The organism is Paenibacillus sp. TC-CSREp1, assembly GCF_050171015.1.
GTDB classification, from domain to species: domain Bacteria; phylum Bacillota; class Bacilli; order Paenibacillales; family Paenibacillaceae; genus Paenibacillus; species Paenibacillus silvae.
The window spans coordinates 304678-328253 of sequence record NZ_JBNOKM010000007.1; the positions used below are offsets into that span (position 1 = coordinate 304678).

Below are 23576 nucleotides of genomic sequence, written 5' to 3' on the forward strand. Positions count from 1 at the left end.
GTTCATTAGTCTGACTACAGTATACAGGCTGCTTCTGCGGAGGGAAACCATGACCGCTCTCTTTTTGCCCTCATCAGCTATAACGATTTTTTATGGTATATATCAGGAAGGCTGCAGATTTCCGCCACCAAGGGTATCCTTGCGTTTCTGATCTCCAGGCTTTTCGTCCGTCTGATCATCCGATTCCATTGATTTCTGCTCACGTTCCTGTCCGTGCTGCTCGCCTTTAGACGTACGCTCCCCGGAATCAGAATGCGGGGCATGCTGTGCTTCCTTTTTACGTGGACGCAGAAACAGAAAGAATACCATCGGAAATATTACCTCAAATACAATGGCAATCCATGTCCACTCCCGGGTAAATCGATTCAGCTGTATCGCATTGCGGAAAAACCAGAATGCACAGACAAAACCCATCAATGCAATCGGCCCTGTCAGCACCTTGCCTGACACTTTGGGAATCATTCGTTTCAGTCCCCAGCACACAAAGTACAGGTCAAACGCAATCTTCGTTATAATACAAGGCAAGGTTGCCGCCGCAAGCGCCAGATCAAACCGATCCAGGAAATCACTGATCTGCAGCTGCCTTGCCAGTTCATACGATGGATACACAAGTCTGGAGGCAATCGGGACTCCAATCGAAGTAATCGTTTCAACAACAATTAACATCATCAGCAGTCCCGTGATCACGTTACCTGAGAAAATCGACTTTACCTTAAAGTCACTGCCCCTGACCACAAACGGTAAAGCAATCATCTCCCCGTAAAACGAGAACAGATACCAACTTCCCCTTCCCAATCCTGCGAAATCAATATCAAAATAGGGTTTCAGGTTATCTATATTGATCTGTTTAATCAGCATAAACGGCACAATGATGGAGTTTAACAGAAAAAGAGCCACATACAGCTCCACCATCCCGATCAGGGAACCCAGACCCCCGCGCACAATAAATATAGCCATCACAATCAAAGAAAGCACAATAATGGATATAGGCGTAGTTTCCAGCAGTGTGATGCTTACATAGTCACCCGTCAGCCGAATATCTCTTGCAAATACAAAGAAAAAAAACGCAATGTACATAAATCCGGCGAGCCTTCCCAAAAAAGGATATCGCGTCACAAGTGATTCAAACAGATCCTTATCTGGAAAGCGCCGCTGCACACGACTAAGCATCCACATCGACGTAAACATAATTAGAACAACGGGTACGTAACACAGATAAGCATGCTGTTGTGCATAGAAAATCGCTTGTGCATGAGGCTGCAGCAGTGTACCCGTAATACTCAGCAGCATAATGATTAACACCATTTGCCGGTGGGTTACCTTCTGATTCATTCTGCCTCCTCCTTTCTCTCAGGGTAACGGAAGCAATCGCTGAATGATATGACTCATCCATACCGATAGAAAAACCGTTTTTTTCAATGTCGTCACATAAAACCAGATGCCTGTTGCCAGGACGATGATTCCGTAAGACAGCCAGCGATTAACGGGGGCCGCCTGCTTCAAATGGCGAAAGTCCAAGATCAGCACGACCACTACCATGGCCAGATACGTGTACAACAGAGGTTTAATCATGCACAATATCCTCCTCTACGACCCCGATTGGTTTATTGATAATGCCTACATTTTCAATAATGACGTGTGGTACCACATGTACCTGAACGTCCGGATAGATGACATCCCATCGATCCTTGATTTTGTCCCACTCTTTGGGTAAATGCTGGTGGATGGAGCGGCCTATACCGAGAATGTCTGCTTTGAATTTCTTCTGAACCAAACGAACGCCTTCCTCAATATCTTTTTTAATCTTCAGATGTATTTCTTCATTTAGTTTCATAATTTCATTCTCACGCCGGTCACCGTAATCAGATTCATTGTCCACGATGACACCTTTGGCATAGAGCTGAATCGTCACACTCACCTTGCCATTAACCACTTTGGGGTGAAGAGACGAGTTATTCTCATTCAGTTTAATGAACAGATCACCTTTCCCGCGCGGGGCTTTAACCATAACCTCAGGTTCATTGGCTTCACCCATGGCCAGAATGAGCGCATCAGCAGGAGCCTTGTCCATCATGCCCACCAGCTTGTCTTTTTTGAAAATAGCCAGCCCGTCGAGCTTGATATTGGTTTTGGAGTCCTTCCAATCCTTAGGCACACTGTCCGAGACGGACGCGATGGGCAGGAACGGGTCCACTCCATCGCTTAGTATCGAATCGATGAACGTTTTGAGCGAACGCGGATTTCGCATGTTGAGAAAACATAATTCCCGTACCATCTCGGAGGGGAACTTTTCGATCGGTGCATCCGTATCAATGACCTTATACGCTTCTCCACGTGTAACGACCGGCAATGCAGACAACCGGTTAAGAGGGTATCTTGTAAACAAATCCAGCATGGGAGCAACACCGTCACGTGCAAGCTCCTCACCAATCAGGATGGTGCGGCGGTGCGCATAATAAATTCTGCGCGAGAGTGATTTCTGACCTTCCAGCGATGTCCCGCGCAGTGTGCTCGCTGTATTGGAGAGGATAAACCATGGTTTGTCACCGCTTGTTCCACCACCGCCACCCTCGCTTCCGGATGCCCCGGATTGTCCAGGAAGAGCAATTTGCAGACTTGATCGGTAATCATCATTTTCCTTATCCACAGCTATGCCAATGACAAAAGCAATATCATTGATCTCTTCACGATCCCAGCAGCCAGCAAGCAGAGAGGTGCATAGGAGGAGTGCAGCGACAGCTCTGTATTTTATTAAAAAACGCATGGGATTACCATCCTTCCTCCGCTTCCGGCGAACCATTAATATCTCTAGTCATCCGCTTCCGGTCCCGATTGACCGTTGAAGGACGATTGATCATTTTCCACCAAGGCACACGAACCAGAATGTCTTTGGTATCTTTTTTGCTGTACGGGCTAACACCTGACAGATACGGCACGCCGAATGACGTCATCTGTGTGAGATGCACCGAGATTAGCACAAGACCGATGACGATACCGTACAGCCCCAGCATACCTGCCAACAGCATGATCGGAAATCGCAGCAGCCGAACAGTGATCGCAAAGTTGAAGCGGGGAATCGTAAACGAGGCAATACCCGTCATGGATACGATAATCACCATCGGTGCCGATACTATACCTGCCTGCACAGCGGCTTGCCCAATCACGAGGGCACCGAGAATACTGACAGCTTGACCGACTGTCTTGGGGAGCCTTACCCCTGCCTCTCGCAAGGCTTCAAAGGACAGTTCCATGATAAGTGCCTCGATAAGTGCCGGGAAAGGGATAGCTTCCCTTGCACCAGCTATGCTGAGAATCAGTGTAGTCGGCAGCATGTCCTGATGAAACGTTGTAATTGCAATGTAAAGGGCCGGCAGGAACAGGGCAATCGCAACAAATAGAAAGCGAATCCAGCGAATGAGATTACTAATAAAAAAGCGTTCATAATAATCCTCGCTGGCCTGTAACATCTGCCACATCGTCACAGGAGCGATCAAGGCAAAGGGTGTACCATCCACCATAATCGAAAAACGTCCCTCCAGTAGGTTCCCGGCTACGGTATCAGGGCGTTCCGAATAATGCATCTGTGGAAACGGAGAATACGGATGATCCTCTATAAGTTCTTCGATATATCCTGACTCCAGAATGCCGTCAATTTCGATCTTTTCCAGACGTTTCTTGGCATCCTGAATCATTTTGGGATCAGCGACGCCCTCCAGATAGATCAGGACCACATCTGTTTTGGTATCCGTGCCCAGCGTCATACTAACCATTTTAAGTGCAGGAGTCTTCAGCTTGAAGCGAAGCAAAGCCGTATTCATCCGCAGCGTTTCCGTGAAGCCTTCTCGTGGTCCACGAATAACGGACTCTGTCTGCGGTTCCTCTACGCCCCTTCTTACTCCGCCTTTCACATTGAAAAGCCATGCTTCACTCTTGCCATCCATCACCAGCAGTGCGGAGGAAGCCAGTACACCTTCTGTTGCAGCATCCCATGTCTTGACACGTTTCACCTGGGTCAACTCAATGCGTGTATCATCAATGGGCACATCCGGTTCATCCGATCGCTGCTGCACAAGTCCATGAATCAAGGGACGGAGCATGTGCTCCTGAATATCTGACGAATTAACGATACCCTCCACGTATACCATAAGGCCTTGCGTCTCCGGTGAAATCATGACATTACGGAAAACCACGTCCGAGCAATCCGAGAAAATCTCCTTTAACGCCTGAATCTGATTGGAATGAACCGCACTGATGGGCTGTTTCAGAATAGGCGGAGACGGCAGCCCCAGTGGAACATATTGGCCATGATTGGAGACCGATCCCGAAGCTTTGGATTTGTTACTGCCCGATGATGATTTATCTGCCATATGCCGCCCCTCCATTCTTGTTTTTATACAAGGTAGCTTGTGCCAGAGGGCAAGGAATTATGTGGTCTTTTTTCACAAAAAAAAGCCTTCCCTAAGGAAGACTTGTTGAACAAATGTGCAGAGCACACATGTTTTATTTTGATACCGGTTTAGGACGTGTCTTGAAACCTACTGAAGTGCATCTTTTACCGCCTTTTCGCCCCCTGCTGCGTCACTTTCCCTCGACGTGCCCCGGCACGCCTGCGGAAAACTTCCTGGCTTGGAACGAAAATTCAGCAAAATTGGCTTCCTTCAGCGTTTTCAGACACGCTCTAGTCAGCAAAATAATCATCTGGAATATATTCAATTTCCGATTTGGCGTAAATCGTGAGTGTACACCGCTCGCTGTCATACGTGACACGGTCGCCATCGACATAATACCAATTCTTCGTCAGCGGGCGATCTTTGCGTTGTACAAAGCGAAATACGTTCAACTCCTGTTTCAGGTCAATAATCCTGGCAACCGTCTGCTCGTCCAGCCCCGTTACGGTGAACACGTAACCCGTGCCTTGCTTCTGAAAGCGATAAGACAGTTCTGCATCTGTTTTACTGTTCGCCAGGCCGCGCCCGGTTACGCCGTGCTTTACCATAAACCATTCCTGCTGTGCCATAGGTGTGTTTCCTCCTTTGATCTTGGCGTGAGAATCAGTCCTTCTGCTTGTTACGGCAGATCAATCAACATATAAAAAGTGTCCTCATGTCCTTCCAGCTTCATCGAAGGGGTCTGCTCCACTCTTGCCGTATCTCCTGTCTGCAGCACATGTTCATTTTGCAGACCAAGCTTGCCCTCAATGGAGAAAATGTACATCCGGCGTCCGGCATGCTGCTCAAAATCAAGCGTCTTTCCTTTAGCCAGACGCCCAAGATAAATCGTCATATCCTGATGCACTGTGGCGATTCGTGGCCCTCCCTCGGAAGATGCAACAGGTACAAGAGCTCCCTCCAGAGCTGCTGTATCAAAGGAGGTGGTTTCGTAGGATGGCTGCAGCCCTTTGGTATGCGGCATAAACCACAGCTGCAGCAGTCTGACATCTTCCGTATCGGAGGCGTTGTGCTCGGTATGAATCACACCACTTCCTGCCGACATTCGCTGAATGCCGCCAAAGCCGGTTACAGCCACGTTACCAAGACTGTCTTCATGTCTCAGCTTGCCATTCAGTACGATGGATACAATCTCCATATCACTATGGGGATGTGCACCAAAACCGCGACCGGGGGCAATGACATCATCGTTAGCAACCCGCATCGGTCCAAAGGCCGTATTGTCCGAATCGTAATACTCACCAAAGGAAAAGCTGTGGCTTCCGCGCAGCCACCCACGGTCAAAACTGGAACGTGCTTCAGATGGAATGATCTTAATCATATCGTGCAACCTCCTCATATCTATTGTAATGCCTGTCTTATTTTTTCTAATGTTTTGCCTGCTGGTTTGTTCTTATCTACTCTTATTTTTTCTTAGTAGCATACTTATTCTCATTATATCAGACATCAAGGGCATTCGTCCAAACATCAGATACTATTGCATGAACGAAAAAAAGCCCTTGACCCCTCCATTCGATCAGGCAAACCTCGTTACCTGATTGAATGATTAGGTCAAGAGCATCATTAAGCTGGCAATTCCCTTTTCCAAAGGGAAAATCCGGTGCTAAGCGTATGCTTCCGATGCAGCTTTCCTCCAGAAAGCTCTCTTGCAGAAAGTTTTCAGGCGACTGGTCCGCTTTGCCAGTTTCTTTTCTGCACTCGCCTTACACAGATCAGGCGCTCACGTTCTGTCGTGCATTCCCTTGTCTGTTAAACAGATAATCCACTGCCAAGAAACGACTCCCGGTCAGAAGCAGCGTTAACGATCCTGCCATCAGCATATAATCCAGCTCTGTCCCATTCAGGAACGGCTGACCTGCCTTGGCCGTGAACAACGCTCCCACCATTACAGCGATGAATAAAGCTGCAAATATACGTGTACCCAGACCAAGAATAACTGCTGCACCACCTGCAAGCTCAATAATAGCAACGACAGATGCCATAAAACCCGGAATGCCTATACTTTCAAAGAAACCTACCGTTCCGCTAATTCCACCCTCGAATTTGCTCCATCCGTGCAGTACAAAGATCAAACCAATCATAATTCGTAAGAAAAAGAGGCCCATTTCAATACTTTTGTTATTCATCATTCATCTCCCCGTTTCATTCATATTTAGTTCATTATGTCTCTTTCGTGATCCAAACACTCCTATCCGATCGACCAGACAAACAGAATGGACAGCAACAGAAATACCGTTGCCGAGATGAGAATCGCATAACGCGGTAAACGTAGCTTAACATCCCGTTCAGGGTCCAGCAGCCGTGAGATGCGCACGTTCACTGACGTATCGGCAAACGAAGACTGAATGATCTGCGTTCTGTTTTCTCCCGTTGATGGTGAACATGCACGCAGCAGCTTCAGGAGAGCACTGCCAATACCAACCGCATTCCCTGTTCGTTCAATGGCTTCGTTGTCTGCCAGAATCTCTCTCACAATGCGATATTGCTGTGACGTATGCTTGAGCACAGGGATATAAGGCATCATCGCAGCAAAGACGGAAAGCAATGTCGTTTTGAGTGGATCACGATGCCACAGATGATGAACCTCGTGATATACGACTGCCTTCTCTTCTTCCGTATCCAGCATGTGCAGCAAACCTGTGGAGAGCACAATGCAAGGCCGCCACAACCCGATCGTAAAAGCAACCGGAGAGGACTGTTCTACCACAAGAAACCGCGGCCTTCTCAGATGCTCATATCTGGCATTCAGCCTTGCCGACCAGATGTGATTCTCCATTGAACGCAGCTTGGTCACCGCCGCGCGTGTTTGAATCATTCGTACAGACAGCAGCCAGCTTGTCCCGGCAAACGTCAGCAGCACCAGCAGCAGCAGGAAATGTCCTACGGACATCCAGCCCATGCGGCTCATCCAGTGATTGCACAGCCACAACAGATTGAGCCGGATGTCCCACCCAAATAATTTGTACATCGCATACATAAACATCTGCACCAGCACCAGCAGCGGAATACCAAACCCGACGGTGAACAACATCTTGGAGCGGGTCCTCCACATATTACTCGTTATCCTTTTTCCACTGTTTGATCTTCATTTCGAGTCGTTCAATCAAACCCTCGTCAGCTTCTTCGAGCGCGTCCAGCATATGATTCAATGCCAGCGTCCCGAATTCGTCCACCAGTTCCTGGGACAATTCCTTGGATTGATCGTTCATAAATGCCTCCTTGCTCTGAACGGGCTGATACAACGATGTGCGGCCCTTTTGTGTTTTGCCGAGCAATCCCTTATCCACCAAACGATTCATTACGGTCATGACGGTATTAAAGTTGACGTCTTTGTCTTGTTCCAGTGCAGTCTGTACTTCGCGAATGCTGCTGCCGGGACGAGCCCACAGAATGTCCATAATCCTGGCCTCCAGCGGACCAAAGAAACGGTTCAGCCCACGCTCACCCACTTTGAAATTGTGTATTCTCATATTCTGACACCCCTCACACTACCCATTGTAGTGTCCATAGATAAGAAGTCAACCTCTATGTCAGCTATTTTTATGTAAATGATTAGTAAAATTGTTTTTCATTTGAGTAAAAACAATGCAAAAAACCGGGCCGTTCCGCACAATGCGGTCCTGCCCGGTGCATATGACAAACCTTGATGTATTGTTCTGAACTTTCTTTAATGGATGCCTTCGTGGGAGCGTTACTTCGGCATATGCCCTGAAATGTCTACACCCAGACCGTGAGCGAGTCGCCCACCAAGCTGTGCATCCGCACGGAAGAAGTGGCACAATGCTCTCATCTGAATATCGACCGGCACTGCTTTAAGATCATTCGTCAGATTATCCAGCAGATGCTGCTGCTCCACAGGTGTGAATGAACGGAACAGTTCCCCTGCCTGCGTATAATCATCTGTCTTCTCGATTTTTTCTCTTGTTACATGACCGTGTAAAGGAACCTGGCTATCCCGGTAAGCCGGGTCCTCCTGCGGGCTGCTGCCAGAGCTGTTAGGCTCATAGTTCACCGGGGACGGGTCCTGATTCACATTCATCAAGCCATCGCGCTGGTGATTACGGACTGGCGCATAAGGGCAGTTAACCGGAATCTGAAGATAGTTCGGTCCAAGACGGTGACGCTGTGTATCCGGGTAAGAGAACAGTCGGCCTTGCAGCAATTTATCCTCAGACGGCTCAATACCTGGCACAACTGCACTTGGTGAGAACGCCGCCTGTTCCACTTCCGCGAAGAAATTCTGCGGATTGCGATTTAAAGTCATCGTGCCCACGGTTTGAAACGGAAGGACGTCCTCTGGCCATGTCTTGGTCGGGTCCAGCGGGTCAAACGAGAAATCATTCATCTGTTCCGGCTTGAGCAGCTGCACCTGCAGCTTCCACTGCGGATAATCCCCGTTTTTGATATGGTCATACAAATCACGTGTTGCATGGTTAAAATCCTGGCCCTGAACTTCAGCAGCCTCCTGACGGGAGAAGGCACGAACGCCTTGGGCAGATTCCCATTTGTATTTTACATAGTGCACTTCGCCTTGGGCATTGATCCATTTAAAAGCATGCACTCCGAAACCATCCATCTCGCGGTAACTTGCCGGAGTTCCCAGATCAGAGAACAGCCAGGTCATCATATGCGTGGATTCCGGTGACAGCGTCATAAAATCCCAATAACGTGCCGGGTCCTGAATGTTGGTATCTGGAGCCGGCTTGAGTGAGTGAACCATATCCGGAAATTTAATCGCATCCCTAATGAAGAAAACCGGCAGATGGTTTCCGACAAGATCATAATTGCCTTCATGTGTATAAAATTTAACGGCAAATCCGCGCGGATCCCGCGCAGTCTCGGGAGAACCTGTGCCGTGGATAACGGTCGAGAACCTTACAAGCACATCTGTTTCGATACCCGGCTCTTGCAGAAAGTCAGCTGTAGTATACGCCTTCATGCTCTGCTCCAGCTTGAACACCCCATGTGCTCCAGCTCCTCTTGCGTGTACAACGCGCTCAGGAATGCGTTCACGGTCAAAGTGTGCAATCTTCTCGATAAGGTGGTAATCCTCTAACAAGGTTGGCCCTCTTCTGCCCGCTGTTCGTGAATTCTGGTTATCTCCTACGGGCGCTCCCTGATTAGTCGTCAAACGATCTGTCATCCTGTCGTCCTCCTCTGATTTGGATATTTCTCTGTTGTATCTATCTACTGATTCAAATCTTATTCATCATCTAATTCCAATCATATTCGTCATCGGCTTAAATATACATTTAGACTTGATCTAACTGTTAAATTGATTCTAGCATGTCCTATGCTCACACTGCATGAGGTTTACATGAGGTTAAGATGAGATTGCTTCACCAAAAATGAATGAAGTATGAAGGGTCTGAACAGACATGCTGTCATCTCGTGAAACCTATTCTAAAATATAAAAAAGCGCTGATCGTTATTACACGATCAACGCCAGGTTCAAACCATCTTTTCACTATGAAAGGTTAATCCGCAAGGCGGTAACCTACACCTCTTACCGTAACGATGTACTGCGGCGAAGACGCATTATCACCCAGTTTCTTACGCAAGCTCTTGATATGAACATCGACTACGTTGCTTCCACCCGTAAAATCAGTCTCCCAAATGTCACTGAGCATCTCTTCACGCGAGATGACTGCACCCTTGGCATCAATCAATTTGAGCAGCAGATCATATTCCGTCTTGGTCAGATGAATCCGGGTATTGTCACGCTGTACGCTCATCCGTTCCCGATCCAGCAGCAGATCCTTAAAGCCGATTCGCTGTCCCTCTTCCGGCAGGAATGCACGCTTTGGCAGGACAGGACTGCTGCCAATCATGCGCTGGACCCGGTAAAGTGCTTCCTGCGGGCGTGCCGGCCACACGAGCAGCTCCTCCTGCAGCATAGGTCCGCTAGCACTGCCAATCATCTTCTCACCAACCAGGTAGAGACAAGGTGTCGTATGCTCGGCCTCACGATTCAAACGACTGCTGATTCCCGTAAACGCATCAATAGTTCCGGCCACGGACAAATCATAGATCAGCAGATCAAATACCAAGCGTTCATGTAGGTCCGGTTCCCAGCGATGGAACACAAGCACGTCAAAGCAGCTGTCGGTCAAGGCTTTCACCAGTTCATGCACTTGACCAGGCATTGGACTAATCAGGATGACACGTCGGGTAATCGGACAATTATCCACTAACGGTGCAGGCTCGGTCTCAGCCAGGGCAGGCTTGACCCGGAGTGGGAGCCGGCGGCCCGACCATTTCACTTTTACTTGATCCGTTTGTTTCTGCATTCCCCGCAGACACCTCCAAATACCACATGAGCGTGATCAATTGCATAACCGGTCTCTGCAGCAACCTGCTGCATCCATTGTGGAGGGACCTCTGTCATCACCTCGTCCACTTTACCACATACTTCACACATAATATGCTGGTGATCGTCCATCCGGGCATCATATCGGCTTGCTGTTTCGCCAAGCTTAAGCTCTCTGATCAGCTCTTTATCTGTTAAATAACGAAGTGAATTATATACCGTACCATAAGCCAGATTATACCCTTGCTCAACCAGCCGATTCATCACATCGGCAGCGGTCGGATGGTCCTCTGATTTACGCACGACATCATATACGGCTTGCCGCTGTATTGTCAGATTTAATGTTTTCACAACCCATACCCCTTTATATTATTTTCAGAAAATATATCGAATTTGAACATTCTTATCGTTAATTTACTTATCTATACACAACATTTATTTATTTTGATTTAGATTAAGTATAAATCTTAATGTATATCGAGTCAATATTGTGCTGTTTATATTTGCTTTTGGAATTTTATAACGACTAAGAACCAAACCCTTCAAACATTTGGGATTATATGGTTCGCTAGAGTACCGATTTTCAGATAAAATAGAGTGATGTGCGTAAAAGGGGGGATGCTGGTTGTTAAGCACGTTTTTTGTAAATCTCTGTGTGATAATTACCTTTATGTACTTGTCAGGAATTGTCGCTAAATTCTACAGCATTCGGTTGCCTTTTCCCTCGCTGCGCGTTCAGATGATTGGCGGATTGTTATTTGGTTTATACGGTACTGTTCTTATGAACTACTCCTTTCATATAAATGACAGCACCCTTGTCGATCTGCGGCATTTGGCTGTTGTGACTGCAGCAGTATATCTTGGCGGACTTGCTTCCGTTATTTCTGGTGTCATTATCGCGATTCTTCGCATCCTTATGTTTGGCATAACCTCATCTGCTATTGATGGAGCATTCATCATGATACTGCTTGGACTATCGGGCGTATACTTCGCCTACGCTTCATGGTCCAGATTAACCAAGATTATCACCATGAACCTGCTAGGCATGATGCTGATTTTTGTCGCGCTCCTGATGAATACGAACAGCATGAGCACCTTAATGAAGGTTTATCCCATACAGATGACCATTGCCTTTGCCGGCGGTATTTCCATTTATTTCATTGCCGAATTCATTAACAGATCCAATGAGATGTTATTTATGCTGGAAAGACGAGCATCAACGGATCACCTGACAGATTTGAGCAATCGGCGGCAGTTTGAGCAGTCCCTTCGGGCTGAGCTCCAGCATGCAAGACATTATCATCAGAAGCTGTCTCTGCTGGCGATTGATATTGACCGTTTCAAAATAGTAAATGATACTTACGGTCACTCTGCTGGAGACGCTGTACTCAAGCAGCTCGGGCAGCTTCTCGTTGCGCATGCACGCTCTACTGATCTCGTCTCTCGCCATGGCGGGGAAGAATTCGCCATCCTGCTGCTCGATTGCGGATACCATCAATCCATAACCATTGCAGAATCTGTGCGGAAAGCTGTCGCCAGATTTTTGTTTGCACTGCCTGACGGTCAAACCGTAAAGCTGACTGTCTCGATCGGTATCGCCGTCTACCCTGATCATTGTGACGATCACGACGACAATGATCTGTTTGACCAGGCTGACCGTGCTCTGTACGAAGCCAAAAATACGGGACGTAACAGGGTGTGTTCATTACCCCCTCGTAATACTATCGTTGCTGACGAAGACTGGTTATAGAATCTGAATTTTTTCCACAACAAAAGGGATGCCATCTGCCTATTCACAGGCAGATGGCATCTCTTTTATACTTCATTACACTCTTTTTTTTCGTATATATAATCTGCCTCGCTTCTTATCTTAAACCAGAATCTGTTCAATCCTCTCAATCACAGAAGCGTCCAGCTTCACTCCCGAAGCGGCTGCATTCTCCTTCACCTGCTCCGGGCGGCTGGCCCCGACCAATGCACTGGAAACATTGCTCTGGCGAAGAATCCAGGCCAAAGCGAGCTGGCCTACCTTCAGATTCAGCTGATCTGCAATCTCAATCAATTGACGAATCTTGCCGATTCGATCTGCGCTGATCTTGCCTTCATCCCAGCCAAGCTTCGCAGCACGGCTGTTCTCCGGAATATCTGAGACCGATGTATATTTGCCTGTCAGCAGCCCCTGTGCGAGCGGGGAGTATACCACTTGTCCTATGCCTTTACGTTCACCCAGAGGAATAATTTCTTTCTCAATGTAGCGGTCAAACATGTTGTATACCGGCTGGTTCACCACAATGCGGTCTAATAGCAAGCGGTCCGCTGTACCTAGTGCATCCTCCATCTGAGCTGCTGTCCACTGGCTAACGCCGACATACAGCACTTTACCATGCCGCACCAGATCATCCAGTGCACGAAGAGTCTCCTCAATCGGCGTCTCCGCATGATAGCGATGGCAGTAATAGATATCAACATAATCCGTGCCGAGGCGCTTCAAGCTGGCCTCACACTGCTCCATAATATGTTTGCGGGACAATCCGTGATCGTTAGGCCCATCACCCATTTTGTTAAAAACCTTGGTTGCGAGCACATACGAGCTTCGCGAGTATGCTTTCAACGTTTGACCCAGCAGCACCTCGGCAGCTCCCCGTTCATAAGCATTAGCCGTATCAAAAAAATTAATGCCTTCATCAAATGCAGTTTCAATTGATTTAACCGCATTCTCCCGTTCAACATATCCGCCGTACGTCAGCCAGCTGCCCAAGCTGATCTCGCTGACTTTCAATCCGCTTCCACCCAATCTACGATATTCCATTGAATGCTTGTCCTCCTCTTCATGAGATGATGAAGTCCCACATCCTATTGTAACCTAACTGGAGCATCGTGAAAACGTTTGCAGTAATAAACGTAACAAAGGAGAGCACCGAAGAACACATTCAGATTGAATGTGCCGCTTTGTGCCCACAGACTCCAGGGACCGACAGAGATCTTCGCCGAGCAGCTCATCGATAACCGCTTCTATGGCAAAATACTACTTAGTGCATTCAACAGTTCGGTCTGTCTCACCGGTTTGGTTAATACGGCATCAAAAGCCTGCGTTTCATGCAGATCCATATGCATCCCATAGGGAACAAGCATAATGACAGGCAGAGCTTCAACCTGCCGTTTCAAGTCCATAACGAAATCGACCGTAATTCCTTCACGCAGACCCATGTCCACAACGGCAACGTCCGGCTTGAAGCCTTCTTTGAGCCACTGGTAAGCAGCAGTGGAATCAGAAGTCATGTGCACATCCATCTCCCATCTGCGCATCAAGGAGGATACACCCTGCAAAATATCAGGGTCTTTGGCAAGCAGCACTTTTTTCCCTTTTAATCGTTGCTGTACACTGGTGACTTGTGGCAAATCCCAATATCTGCGCAAGTGAAGGGAAATCTGAAATTCGGTCATCATCCCATCAAGCGTATTTACCTGAATACGTCCATGCATCAAAATGGCCAGGTTCTGACTGACAGCCAGCCCCAGATTACTGCCAATGAGCTTTTCCGTGCTTACTGTCTCCGCCGTTTTAGCAGTGGAAGCACGCAGACGATTGTCCGATATCATCTGCCCTGTATATCGAACCCGAAGCAGGAGAACATCTGTATCCTCGTTTGCCTCTTCATCGAGATCGGCTGTCACAAGCACAGCACCCTCCCGGGTGGAATCCATTGCGTATTGCATGACATGACCGAGCAGCTGACCAAGCTTGATCTCATCTCCAATGAAAACCTGCGATACATTCAGATTCAGGTTTAACCCCAGTTCTATATTTTTGCTGGTTGCTGTACCGGCATAAAGATAGACCGTGTTCTCAATTGTGCTGACCAGATCGAAGGGGTCATCATGAATCACCGTTTTGCCAGCATCATTCGTGTTAAAGTTCATCATATTGTTAAGCAGCGAGAGCAGAATGTTACCGCTCGTTTCGATCATGTTGACATACTCGGCTTGTTCCTCCGACATATCGGGAGTACGCATCAGATCCGTCAATCCCAAAATTCCGTTCAGCGGATTACGAATCTCATGGCTCATCAGCTTCAGCATCTGTGTCTTGGTCAACGCTTCGGATTCGGCACGTTCTTTCTCCGCTTGCAGCTTCTCCTGCAGCTGTTCTGAATCGCTCAGCTTCTGCTCCTGAGCTCGCAGCGTACTCTCCAGATCAACTACATATCCCAGAAACACGGCCATCGCTTCCAGGGTCTTCATGTCCTTCTCATGGATCACATATCCTGGATCATCCATTATGCATATTGTGCCGAAGGCTTCACCTGATCTTCGCATGATCGGCACACCCACAAAAAATCGGTTCCCCAGTCCGGTCGTAACATCCATTGAACGTGTGACAGAATGCTCACAGGTATTCTGAATCGTAACAACACTGCCGTTATCCTTCAATACCAGGCTGCAGTACGATTCCATAAATGGAAGTGCTGTTCCTTTAACAACTAGTTTCTCCTTACGGTTGAAGGCTTCAAGAATGACATTGGTCACTCCGTCATTCGTGGCTACGAAGATGGTATTCACTCCTAATATGCCACTTAATACGTCCACGATATGGGCCGCTGCTTCTTCAATGTTTTTATAGAAGCCTTGGTGTCTGCCTTCTACCGTCTCCATGATCCACCCCACTTTGTTTGTCTTGGCTGCTATATTTTAATTCACGAATCAGACTTTTACATAACATGCAGGGCTCTAGCGGATTTATCACAAACTATACTTATATGTTTAACACCACAGAAGTATAAGAGAACCATACTGATATCCATAATCTGTTTTATCATTAAAGCTCTGTTTATAACATTTCATTAAAGCTCTCTTCAAAACATTTAATTAAAGCTTTTTTAAGCACTCCAATAAAGCGTTTGTACAAAACACCCCGATAAAGCGGCTCGGTTCGCGTACTTTAATCTATGATCTCTGACGTGGAAGTTTATACTTGCAGGATAAGTAGAGATTATACGCCTCCGCTTCAATTTTGGAAACCTTTAAACCCGCATCAGTTCAAGGCAAATGCTGCCTCCTCATTAGGAGTGTGATGATAATCACACCCAAAAATCCACATATAGTTTATAAATGGATAATATCAATCTACATCTAGTATATAACATCCATATTTATCGTATATAACGCAAATGTTTATAAGCTTATACAATCTCAAAAAATCCATTTAGGAGGCACGTTACATGACTATGCTTGAGTATGCCGCACCACCGGCACCTGATCTATTATCCGACCTGGGAAGACGTATTATTGGCGCTGAAGATGCCGATACGCTGAGAGAGAATGCCAATCTGAACGGAGATTCCTTCAGCGGAAAAATGAGCAGGCTCGGTTCGGAGACGGCAAAATGGCATGCGATGCGTCATGTGCTGCCTGAGGCGCTTGCAGAAGCCGTTGAACAAGGGGATTTGTATGTGCATGACCTGGATCAGTACGCCCTTGGCACAACCAACTGCATCTTTATTCCGTTTGATCGACTGCTGGCTTCCGGCTTCAATACAGGCAATGGCTCCGTCCGCACACCACAGACGATTATGTCAGCCATGGCCCTTGTCGCTATCATCTTCCAGTCCCAGCAAAACAGTCAGTACGGCGGTGTGTCTGCCAACAAGATCGACTGGGACCTCGCCCCTTATGTGAAGCGTTCATTCGTCAAACATTTTCGCAAAGGGCAGCGGCTCTTTAACGAATCTGCCGTCCTTACAGATGAGCAGCTGCATCTGGACAGTACGGCAGCCAAGCAGCAATGTCCACGATCCTTTGCGTTTGCTTGTGAAGAGACTGAAGTCGAGACTGGACAGGCTGCAGAATCTCTTATACATAATCTCAATACGATGAGCAGCCGGGCAGGGGGCCAGATTCCTTTTACCTCACTCAACTATGGAATATGCACCTCGGCAGAAGGACGGCTCGTCTCCCGTTCCTTGCTGGAGGCCACGATTCGGGGACTGGGTCATGGGGAAACACCTGTGTTCCCACAGCATATCTTCCAGTGCAAGCAGGGTGTTAACCAGGCTCAAGGTGACCCCAACTATGATCTGTTCCGATTGGCGGTAACCTGCTCCTCGCGGCGCATGTACCCTAACTTTGTCAATGTGGATGCTTCGTTCAACTTGCCTTATTACCACCCGGAGGACCCGGATACAATCATTGCAACGATGGGCTGCCGCACACGCACCCTTGCGGATCGGTTTGGACGGAATCGTCAGAGCGGCAAAGGAAACCTCTCGTTTAACACCGTTAACCTGGTCAAATTGGGCATTCGATATGGTATCTGCCGGGGAAACCGGGCTGTCGCGGATCGGGATGGCTTCTACGCGGCATTGGAAAAGGTTATGCATACGGCGGTAGACGGCTTATTGCACCGATACGCTATTCAGACAAAACAGCCCGCCAAATCATCCGATTTCATGATGCGGGAGGGAGTGTGGGAAGGGGGCGAGCAGCTCGACCCCAATGAACCTGTTGCGGATCTGCTAAAACACGGAACGTTATCGCTCGGTTTTATCGGGCTGGCTGAGTGTATGACGGCCATGTATGGACGACATCACGGACAGGATATGCATGTGCATCGCGAAGCGCTAAACATCATTCGTACGATGAGAAAATTCTGTGATCTCATGAGTGAGCACCATAACCTCAACATTACCCTGTTTGCTACTCCCGCAGAAGGTTTGTCTGGCAAATTCACCAAGTTAGACCGGGCACAGTATGGCCCCATCACTGGCGTAAATGACCGTGAGTATTATACCAACTCATTCCATATTCCGGTCTATCATAATCTTCCGGCCTATCGCAAGATCGAGCTGGAGGCTCCGTTCCATACCTTATGCAACGCCGGAGCGATCTCTTATGTAGAGCTTGATGGCAATGTACGGGCCAACACGGCAGCCTTTATGCGCATCGTGCAGTATGCACTCGCACAGGATATCGGTTACTTTTCCATCAATCATCCGATAGATCGCTGCCCTGAGTGCGGGTATGAGGGGGTTATCGGGGATATCTGTCCGGGATGCGAGGTTCATGAAAATGAAGTGCACTTCCAGCGCCTGCGCCGCGTAACCGGCTATCTGACAGGTGACTATAAGGTACGCTTCAATGCTGCGAAGCAGGCCGAGGTGCGGGATCGGGTGAAACATCGGTGAATCTGTACGGTTACATCCCCGAGTCAGTCAATGAAGGCACGGGCCTGCGTGCTGTATTGTTCATCAGCGGATGCAGACACGCTTGCCCAGGCTGCTTCAGCCCGGATTCATGGAGCTTTCGAGCCGGCGAACCCTTTACGGAAGAGCGACAGCAGCAGATTTTGCAGGAAGTGACGAACCATCCCCTGCTGGATGGCGTGACATTATGCGGCGGTGATCCCTTTTTCTCCGCACCAGGCTGCAGCCGCTGGGTTCGACAGCTCCGGGAAGCGCGCCCTGACCTGACGGTGTGGGCTTATACAGGATTCGAATACGAGGAACTCGTTGCCGATCCGGGAAGAGCCGAGCTTGCACAGCTATGCGACGTCATTGTTGATGGACGTTACCTTGCAGCGGAGCGCGATGTGTCCCTGCCCTTCCGCGGAAGCCGAAATCAGCGTTTAATCAATGTGCGTGCCACCCAGGCCGCCGGAAGCATCGTTACATTGCAGCTGGATGCAGTGTAACGATGTTTTTGTTGTCTTTTAATAACAAAAAAACAGGCTCTGCCACGATTCAAGTGTTCAGAGCCTGCTTTTATATAGCTGTATCGTATGTTACCTGTATAACCTGCTTGTTACACCTGGAACCTCTGTATCACCTGATTCAGCTCGTATGCCAGGCTTCTCAGCTCTTCGGACAGACTGGATACTTCCTGCATCAAAGCAAGCTGCTCCTCTGAAGAAGCACGCGCTTTATTCGCGTTGCCAGATGAGTCGGCTGCTGCGATACCCAGCTGGGCCAACGAAGTAGTAATCTGATCACTGCTGGCAGACATTTGCTCTGAAGCGGCAGATACTTCATAGACCTGGCCCGAAACCTTTTGAATCGCGTCAACGATCTGGCGGAAGGTTTCAGCCGTGACTTCAGATGTCGCAGCACCTTTCTTGGCTACCTCAACCGATTCTTCAATAGAGTCTACGGCTCGTTCTGTATGATGAGATATCCCTTTCAGAATCTGGTCGATCTGATCGGAGGAATCTTTGGATCGAGCGGAAAGCTTTTGAATCTCCTGGGCGACCACAGCGAAACCTCTGCCAGCATCTCCTGCTCTTGCCGCCTCGATGGAAGCATTAAGTGCAAGCAGGTTCGTTTGATCCGCAATTTCACGGATCATCGACATAATTCCGGCAATATTACTGTTCAGCTGCCGCAGATCATGAAGAACCGTAACTGTGCCTGACATGTTATGTTCAATCTGCTGCATCTGCTCCACCATCGATGTAATATCGGCTTCACCCTGACTGGCACGATCCGTGGTGTCCGCGGCCAGCTCGGCAACCACCTGACTGGACTCCGCAACACGCCGGATACCGGTGACCATCTCGTTAATCGAGACCTGGCATTCATTCGTAGACTCGCGTTGCAGCTCGGCCCCGGAGGAGACCTGCAGCATGGATTCCGTGATCTCTTGTGATGCTTCAGTCGTTCGTGCTGCACTTAATTGCAGGTCCGACGCTGAGCGTGTCACATTGGAGGAGGTCGACTGGATTCCCGTAATCAATTGCTGCAGGGCACCAATCATGTGGTTAAAGGCTTTCGCTGTCTGACCAATCTCGTTCTGATTGCCTACAGTCAGGCTTACAGTCAGATTTCCTTCCGCAGCCTGATTGGATACAACCGCCAGATGCTGTAAAGGTCGAAGCACAATACGCAGCAGAATGATCACCAGCACGATCAGCACTGCTGCTGCAAGCAGTCCTCCGCCCAGATTGTACAAGAACATCCACAACTGATCCTGTTTTACTTTGGCCGCATCCAGATCCAGACCAAATATCGCTATAGCTTGCCCTCGATCATCCTTAATCGTGCTCAGATAGGTTACCCAGGTCCCTGCACTATCCGTGTACGGTTCTGTCAATGCGGTCCCCTGCTGCAATACAAGCTTGTATGTATTTTGAACCAACGCCGGAATTTCATATTTTACACCGGGCACCATATCCAGATCATAAAGGGCCTGATTGACTTGTAACCCCGTGAGAATTTGCTTGCCGTCTTGCTCCCTAATCGTGGATTGAAAAATATACGCGTTCGCGATGGAAGCAACGCCAGTCATGGCGTCCAGTTGTTCCTTGAGCGCCGTTAGCTCGGGAGATGATGGCTTAGCTGAAGCTGACAGCTGCCGGTTAGCCTGCTCTACCTGTCCGTGGTTGACTTGAAGCTGATTCGACAGCGCTTTGCCAACCTGATTAATCTCTTCATAATAAGCCTGCTGACTTTGCCTGAAATTCATATAACTCATGGCAACGATCAGAATAAGCAAAATACATGCAATCAGGACAGAACTCGTAACAACCAAACTTCTATTGCGAAAGTAGCGTAACATCGGAGATTCCCCTTTTCCTTAACTTATATAGCTTACATATCTGTCCTAATGAAAAATCAGACCGGTATCCCCCTGCTTCAACTTGGCATCCCAATAACGATATAAGAACATGATATAAGAACATATAGTATATATCGTTATATAAAAGCTGTTTTTGAATGGCATTATGTAAAAACAAAAAGGCCAACCCGCATATGCAGGCTGACCCTCGTAATATCTAAGTTCAATGAGGCAGAATCTCCTCATAACATTGGCAATAATTTTAACGAATCTCAAAATGACGAACGCGCACACCTGCTGACATCAGCAGAAAGACATCCTGTACTCCCGCTGGAGCGGTTAGCTCAGCCTTCACCGTAGACCACTGTTGGGCCCCGCTTGCTGTCAGCTCTGCATGCCCTGCGAGTGTACCGTCCGGCGCACCCAGCCTCACTTCCAGCACAGCTCCCGGCTGTTCTGCGGATACACGCGCTTCGAGGACAGATGCACCACTGCCAAGGTCTGCATCCTTGAAGGCAATCCATGCCTGTTCTCCGGTCACGCGGACAGCTGTCCCGCCTTCTTTGCACTCATCCAGCTCCACATTCCGGTAAGCATCATAGTTCTCGGCTCTTGTGGTCACACTCAGATTACGTGCAGGGATAGTCTCACCTGCAACCTTCAACTCTGCTACCAGCTGCACATCCGAAGAGGACTTGGCAGCCATGATGGAGTAGATGCCCTCCTCCACAACATACCGATCACGCGTAACGTCCCAGATCGCCAGCTCCTGAACAGGCAGGTCAAAACGTACTGTTGCCGTTGCTCCGGCTTCGATATGCAGGCGGCGGAAAGCCTTCAGCGTTTTCAGCGGACGTTTCACACGGGACTTGCCTGCACGTACATACAGCTGCACCACCTCGTCACTGGCAATCGAACCCGTATTCGTCACGTCCACGCTAATTGCAACCTGCTCATCCTGACCCGTTTCCGCAGGGGTTACCTGCAAATTGCTGTATTTAAACGAAGCATAGGTGAGCCCGTGTCCGAACGGATACAACACATTTCCTTCAAAATACTGATACGTACGGCCCGACTGTATAATGTCATAGTCCTTGATGTCTGGAAGTTGATCCTCCGATTGAACCCATGTCATGTTCAGCCGGCCTGCCGGTGCATAATCCCCATACAGCACATCCGCCACTGCGTTACCCAGCTCTTGTCCTGCATGTGACGTATACAAAATCGCCGGAATGTTCTCCTGAACCCAGTTGCACGTAAAAGGATAGCTGCCAACGATGACAACAATCGTGTTCGGATTGGCTTCGTATACGGCCTGAATGAGACGCTGCTGGGATTCAGCCAGGTCCAGGCCGGGGCGGTCAATCTCTTCCTTACCGTTGACAAGCGGATTATTGCCGACAAATACAATCGCCGTCTCCGCTTCCTTGGCTGCGGCTACAGCTTCCTCAAATCCATCCACTACGACATTGCGCTGGAAAGTCTCGGCTGCACCGAAGGTTTGCTGATCTTGGCATACCTTGAGGGCATCGTGACCCTCATTTGCTGCTGTCACGATTTTGCCATTCCATGTCGTCAGTCCCACACTGCCGTCCGGCTGCGGAAGAAGGTGGAACACTTCTTTTACGAACCATCCATATACTTCACTCGCTGACGCCGTAACAGAATCTTCATCTGTCGTTACATATTTGCCATTGCTTTCGGCCTGCAGAGTACAGCTGCCAAAACCCCAATCCGTCACCCTGAACGTCTCCGCTTCCTCCGAGGCTTTAACCACCATCTCTGGTGAATTCTCGGCTCTGACAAGCCCTATTTTCTTGCCGCTTGCTGCGGATGTAAGTGTGATGCGATCGTCACCGTCTCTAAACGTGACATTGTCACTGCCCACCTTGCTGCGGATGCCGTCCACAGGGGTTACACGGTACGGCAGCGTTCCTGCATACCAGTCCCGGTAAACGGTACCGCCAAGCTGACCGATCACAGCTACTTTGCCTGCTTTGGTCTTGTCCAGTGGAAGAGTTGCATTGTCATTTTTAAGCAATACCACTTGTTCTCTCGCCGCTCGAAGGGACAGCGCTTTGGCTTTATCCGTCATCATGGCCTCCTCTCCAATGCCAGCATACGGATTGCCTTCTTCCGGGTCAAATTCGCCCAGACGGAACCGCACGCGGAACGTGTTAAACAAGGCTTTGTCGATATCCTCCATCGTAAGCAGTCCTTGCTCCAGCCCTTCACGAAGCGCTTGCTTGGACAGCTCCGCATCATCGGTGATGCTGTCGATGCCTGCTTTGACCGACTCCACCGTACCCGGTGTGTGCGAATCATAGTAATGGTGATCATTTTGGATACCCATCACGTCGCCAGCGTCACTAACGATGAAACCGTCCATGCCCCACTCCCCTTTAACAATCTCGTTCACATAAGGATGCAGGAGAGCCGGTGTACCGTTTATCGAGTTGTAGGCTGTCATCATCGACTGTGCCCCGCCCTCCTTAAAAGGCTTCTCGAATGCTTTCAAGTAATATTCACGCATATTACGTGGATCAATGCTGGATGAGCCGCTGCCCCGGTCCACCTCGTTGTTGTTGCCGAGGAAATGCTTGAGTGTGGCCACTGCTTTGTAATACTTGGGATGGTCGCCCTGAATGCCCTTAACCAACGCTGTGGTCAGCTCCGCTGTCAGTTCCGGGTCCTCGCCATAAGCCTCTTCATTCCGTCCCCAGCGCGGATCACGCTCCATGTCCACCGTTGGCGCCCACAGCGTAAGACCGTTAACGGCGGGGTTTCGTTTGTAAAATACACGTGCCTCATCTCCAATTACAGAGCCGATCTGCTGCATGAGCTCCGTATCCCACGTACATGCCAGCCCGACAGGCTGTGGGAAGGATGTCGCTTCACCAAGCCAGGCCAGACCATGTGCAGCTTCGGTTCCATGCTTGTAGGCTGCAACGCCCAGACGCTCAACGGCTGGCTGGTATTGCAGCATGGATTCTATTTTTTCATCAACTGTCAGACGGGATACAAGGTCCTCCACCCGGGTATCGAGCTCAAGAGCTGTGTCTTGAAACGGATATTTCGTTTGATGAGTTGTCATGTGTAATCTCCTTCGATAAATGAATTTATAATCGTTATGATAGCGAATACATTTTAAAAGGTTAAAAACAAGCGTATCTCTTGAATTACATCTCGGAAATATACGTTAAAATCCCGAACACAAGCACTTAATTAGAATAAAATCAATTAGACGAAATTAATCTAAAACGATTTCGTTA

Annotated in this window: 19 protein-coding genes; 3 read left to right on the plus strand and 16 right to left on the minus strand. The window is 48.7% G+C overall.

Annotated elements, in window-relative coordinates; all coding sequences use genetic code 11:
- Positions 1 to 102 precede the first annotated feature (102 nt).
- The 12 genes from ACQSGY_RS12930 to ACQSGY_RS12985 form a co-directional block, all read right to left on the minus strand.
- The gene (locus tag ACQSGY_RS12930) at positions 103 to 1332 is read right to left on the minus strand and encodes a GerAB/ArcD/ProY family transporter (RefSeq protein WP_427052170.1); all 1230 of its coding nucleotides are present in this window, start codon (positions 1330 to 1332) and stop codon (positions 103 to 105) included.
- 18 nt (positions 1333 to 1350) lie between these two features.
- On the minus strand, positions 1351 to 1572 hold the full coding sequence (locus ACQSGY_RS12935) for a hypothetical protein (protein WP_427052171.1): 222 nt from the start codon (positions 1570 to 1572) through the stop codon (positions 1351 to 1353).
- A complete protein-coding gene (locus tag ACQSGY_RS12940; RefSeq protein ID WP_427052172.1) occupies positions 1565 to 2764 on the minus strand; it encodes a Ger(x)C family spore germination protein in 1200 nt (399 codons plus the stop codon). The genes ACQSGY_RS12935 and ACQSGY_RS12940 overlap by 8 nt, the downstream gene beginning before the upstream one ends.
- Positions 2765 to 2768: 4 nt before the next feature.
- Positions 2769 to 4367, minus strand: coding sequence for a spore germination protein (locus tag ACQSGY_RS12945; protein WP_427052173.1), 1599 nt, complete (start codon positions 4365 to 4367; stop codon positions 2769 to 2771).
- 311 nt (positions 4368 to 4678) lie between these two features.
- The gene (locus tag ACQSGY_RS12950) at positions 4679 to 5017 is read right to left on the minus strand and encodes a hypothetical protein (protein ID WP_216515065.1); all 339 of its coding nucleotides are present in this window, start codon (positions 5015 to 5017) and stop codon (positions 4679 to 4681) included.
- 50 nt (positions 5018 to 5067) lie between these two features.
- On the minus strand, positions 5068 to 5769 hold the full coding sequence (locus tag ACQSGY_RS12955; RefSeq protein ID WP_427052174.1) for a pirin family protein: 702 nt from the start codon (positions 5767 to 5769) through the stop codon (positions 5068 to 5070).
- 391 nt (positions 5770 to 6160) lie between these two features.
- Entirely contained in the window at positions 6161 to 6577 is a 417-nt protein-coding gene (locus ACQSGY_RS12960) for a DoxX family protein (RefSeq protein WP_427052175.1), read from the minus strand.
- A gap of 59 nt (positions 6578 to 6636) precedes the next feature.
- Positions 6637 to 7479: a M56 family metallopeptidase gene (locus ACQSGY_RS12965; RefSeq protein ID WP_427052176.1), complete on the minus strand. Its 843-nt coding sequence runs from the start codon at positions 7477 to 7479 to the stop codon at positions 6637 to 6639.
- 22 nt (positions 7480 to 7501) lie between these two features.
- Positions 7502 to 7918: a BlaI/MecI/CopY family transcriptional regulator gene (locus ACQSGY_RS12970; protein WP_216515067.1), complete on the minus strand. Its 417-nt coding sequence runs from the start codon at positions 7916 to 7918 to the stop codon at positions 7502 to 7504.
- Between the two features lie 221 nt (positions 7919 to 8139).
- On the minus strand, positions 8140 to 9591 hold the full coding sequence (locus tag ACQSGY_RS12975; RefSeq protein ID WP_427052177.1) for a catalase: 1452 nt from the start codon (positions 9589 to 9591) through the stop codon (positions 8140 to 8142).
- Positions 9592 to 9925: 334 nt separating this feature from the next.
- A complete protein-coding gene (locus tag ACQSGY_RS12980; protein WP_184181150.1) occupies positions 9926 to 10738 on the minus strand; it encodes a winged helix-turn-helix transcriptional regulator in 813 nt (270 codons plus the stop codon).
- Complete coding sequence (locus ACQSGY_RS12985; RefSeq protein WP_111272302.1) at positions 10714 to 11109, minus strand: Fur family transcriptional regulator; 396 nt, start codon at positions 11107 to 11109, stop codon at positions 10714 to 10716. The genes ACQSGY_RS12980 and ACQSGY_RS12985 overlap by 25 nt, the downstream gene beginning before the upstream one ends.
- 304 nt (positions 11110 to 11413) lie before the next feature.
- Between ACQSGY_RS12985 and ACQSGY_RS12990 the strand changes: the two genes are divergently transcribed.
- Entirely contained in the window at positions 11414 to 12508 is a 1095-nt protein-coding gene (locus tag ACQSGY_RS12990) for a diguanylate cyclase (RefSeq protein WP_427052178.1), read from the plus strand.
- A gap of 120 nt (positions 12509 to 12628) precedes the next feature.
- Here ACQSGY_RS12990 and ACQSGY_RS12995 read toward each other — a convergent pair whose 3' ends face one another.
- Entirely contained in the window at positions 12629 to 13567 is a 939-nt protein-coding gene (locus tag ACQSGY_RS12995) for an aldo/keto reductase family protein (protein ID WP_427052179.1), read from the minus strand.
- A gap of 203 nt (positions 13568 to 13770) precedes the next feature.
- The gene (locus ACQSGY_RS13000; protein ID WP_427052180.1) at positions 13771 to 15411 is read right to left on the minus strand and encodes an ATP-binding response regulator; all 1641 of its coding nucleotides are present in this window, start codon (positions 15409 to 15411) and stop codon (positions 13771 to 13773) included.
- A 566-nt stretch (positions 15412 to 15977) separates the two neighbouring features.
- On the opposite strand from ACQSGY_RS13000, the gene ACQSGY_RS13005 reads away from it, so the two are divergent.
- Both ACQSGY_RS13005 and nrdG read left to right on the plus strand, forming a co-directional pair.
- Complete coding sequence (locus tag ACQSGY_RS13005) at positions 15978 to 17939, plus strand: anaerobic ribonucleoside triphosphate reductase (protein WP_427052181.1); 1962 nt, start codon at positions 15978 to 15980, stop codon at positions 17937 to 17939.
- Entirely contained in the window at positions 17936 to 18445 is a 510-nt protein-coding gene (gene nrdG, locus ACQSGY_RS13010) for an anaerobic ribonucleoside-triphosphate reductase activating protein (RefSeq protein WP_427052182.1), read from the plus strand. The genes ACQSGY_RS13005 and nrdG overlap by 4 nt, the downstream gene beginning before the upstream one ends.
- 110 nt (positions 18446 to 18555) lie before the next feature.
- Here nrdG and ACQSGY_RS13015 read toward each other — a convergent pair whose 3' ends face one another.
- Positions 18556 to 20304 (minus strand): methyl-accepting chemotaxis protein, encoded by a 1749-nt coding sequence (locus tag ACQSGY_RS13015; protein ID WP_427052183.1) that lies wholly within the window; start codon positions 20302 to 20304, stop codon positions 18556 to 18558.
- Between the two features lie 262 nt (positions 20305 to 20566).
- Positions 20567 to 23398 carry a glycoside hydrolase family 3 C-terminal domain-containing protein gene (locus ACQSGY_RS13020; protein ID WP_427052184.1) on the minus strand — a complete coding sequence of 944 codons (2832 nt, stop codon included), beginning with the start codon at positions 23396 to 23398 and terminating at the stop codon, positions 20567 to 20569.
- Positions 23399 to 23576: the final 178 nt, after the last annotated feature.

Coding starts and splice junctions, on each gene's coding strand:
- ACQSGY_RS12930 (WP_427052170.1), bottom strand. CDS start 1,332: ATGAATCAGAAGGTAACCCACCGGCAAATGGTGTTAATCATTATGCTG.
- ACQSGY_RS12935 (WP_427052171.1), bottom strand. CDS start 1,572: ATGATTAAACCTCTGTTGTACACGTATCTGGCCATGGTAGTGGTCGTG.
- ACQSGY_RS12940 (WP_427052172.1), bottom strand. CDS start 2,764: ATGCGTTTTTTAATAAAATACAGAGCTGTCGCTGCACTCCTCCTATGC.
- ACQSGY_RS12945 (WP_427052173.1), bottom strand. CDS start 4,367: ATGGCAGATAAATCATCATCGGGCAGTAACAAATCCAAAGCTTCGGGA.
- ACQSGY_RS12950 (WP_216515065.1), bottom strand. CDS start 5,017: ATGGCACAGCAGGAATGGTTTATGGTAAAGCACGGCGTAACCGGGCGC.
- ACQSGY_RS12955 (WP_427052174.1), bottom strand. CDS start 5,769: ATGATTAAGATCATTCCATCTGAAGCACGTTCCAGTTTTGACCGTGGG.
- ACQSGY_RS12960 (WP_427052175.1), bottom strand. CDS start 6,577: ATGATGAATAACAAAAGTATTGAAATGGGCCTCTTTTTCTTACGAATT.
- ACQSGY_RS12965 (WP_427052176.1), bottom strand. CDS start 7,479: ATGTTGTTCACCGTCGGGTTTGGTATTCCGCTGCTGGTGCTGGTGCAG.
- ACQSGY_RS12970 (WP_216515067.1), bottom strand. CDS start 7,918: ATGAGAATACACAATTTCAAAGTGGGTGAGCGTGGGCTGAACCGTTTC.
- ACQSGY_RS12975 (WP_427052177.1), bottom strand. CDS start 9,591: ATGACAGATCGTTTGACGACTAATCAGGGAGCGCCCGTAGGAGATAAC.
- ACQSGY_RS12980 (WP_184181150.1), bottom strand. CDS start 10,738: ATGCAGAAACAAACGGATCAAGTAAAAGTGAAATGGTCGGGCCGCCGG.
- ACQSGY_RS12995 (WP_427052179.1), bottom strand. CDS start 13,567: ATGGAATATCGTAGATTGGGTGGAAGCGGATTGAAAGTCAGCGAGATC.
- ACQSGY_RS13000 (WP_427052180.1), bottom strand. CDS start 15,411: ATGGAGACGGTAGAAGGCAGACACCAAGGCTTCTATAAAAACATTGAA.
- ACQSGY_RS13005 (WP_427052181.1), top strand. CDS start 15,978: ATGACTATGCTTGAGTATGCCGCACCACCGGCACCTGATCTATTATCC.
- ACQSGY_RS13015 (WP_427052183.1), bottom strand. CDS start 20,304: ATGTTACGCTACTTTCGCAATAGAAGTTTGGTTGTTACGAGTTCTGTC.
- ACQSGY_RS13020 (WP_427052184.1), bottom strand. CDS start 23,398: ATGACAACTCATCAAACGAAATATCCGTTTCAAGACACAGCTCTTGAG.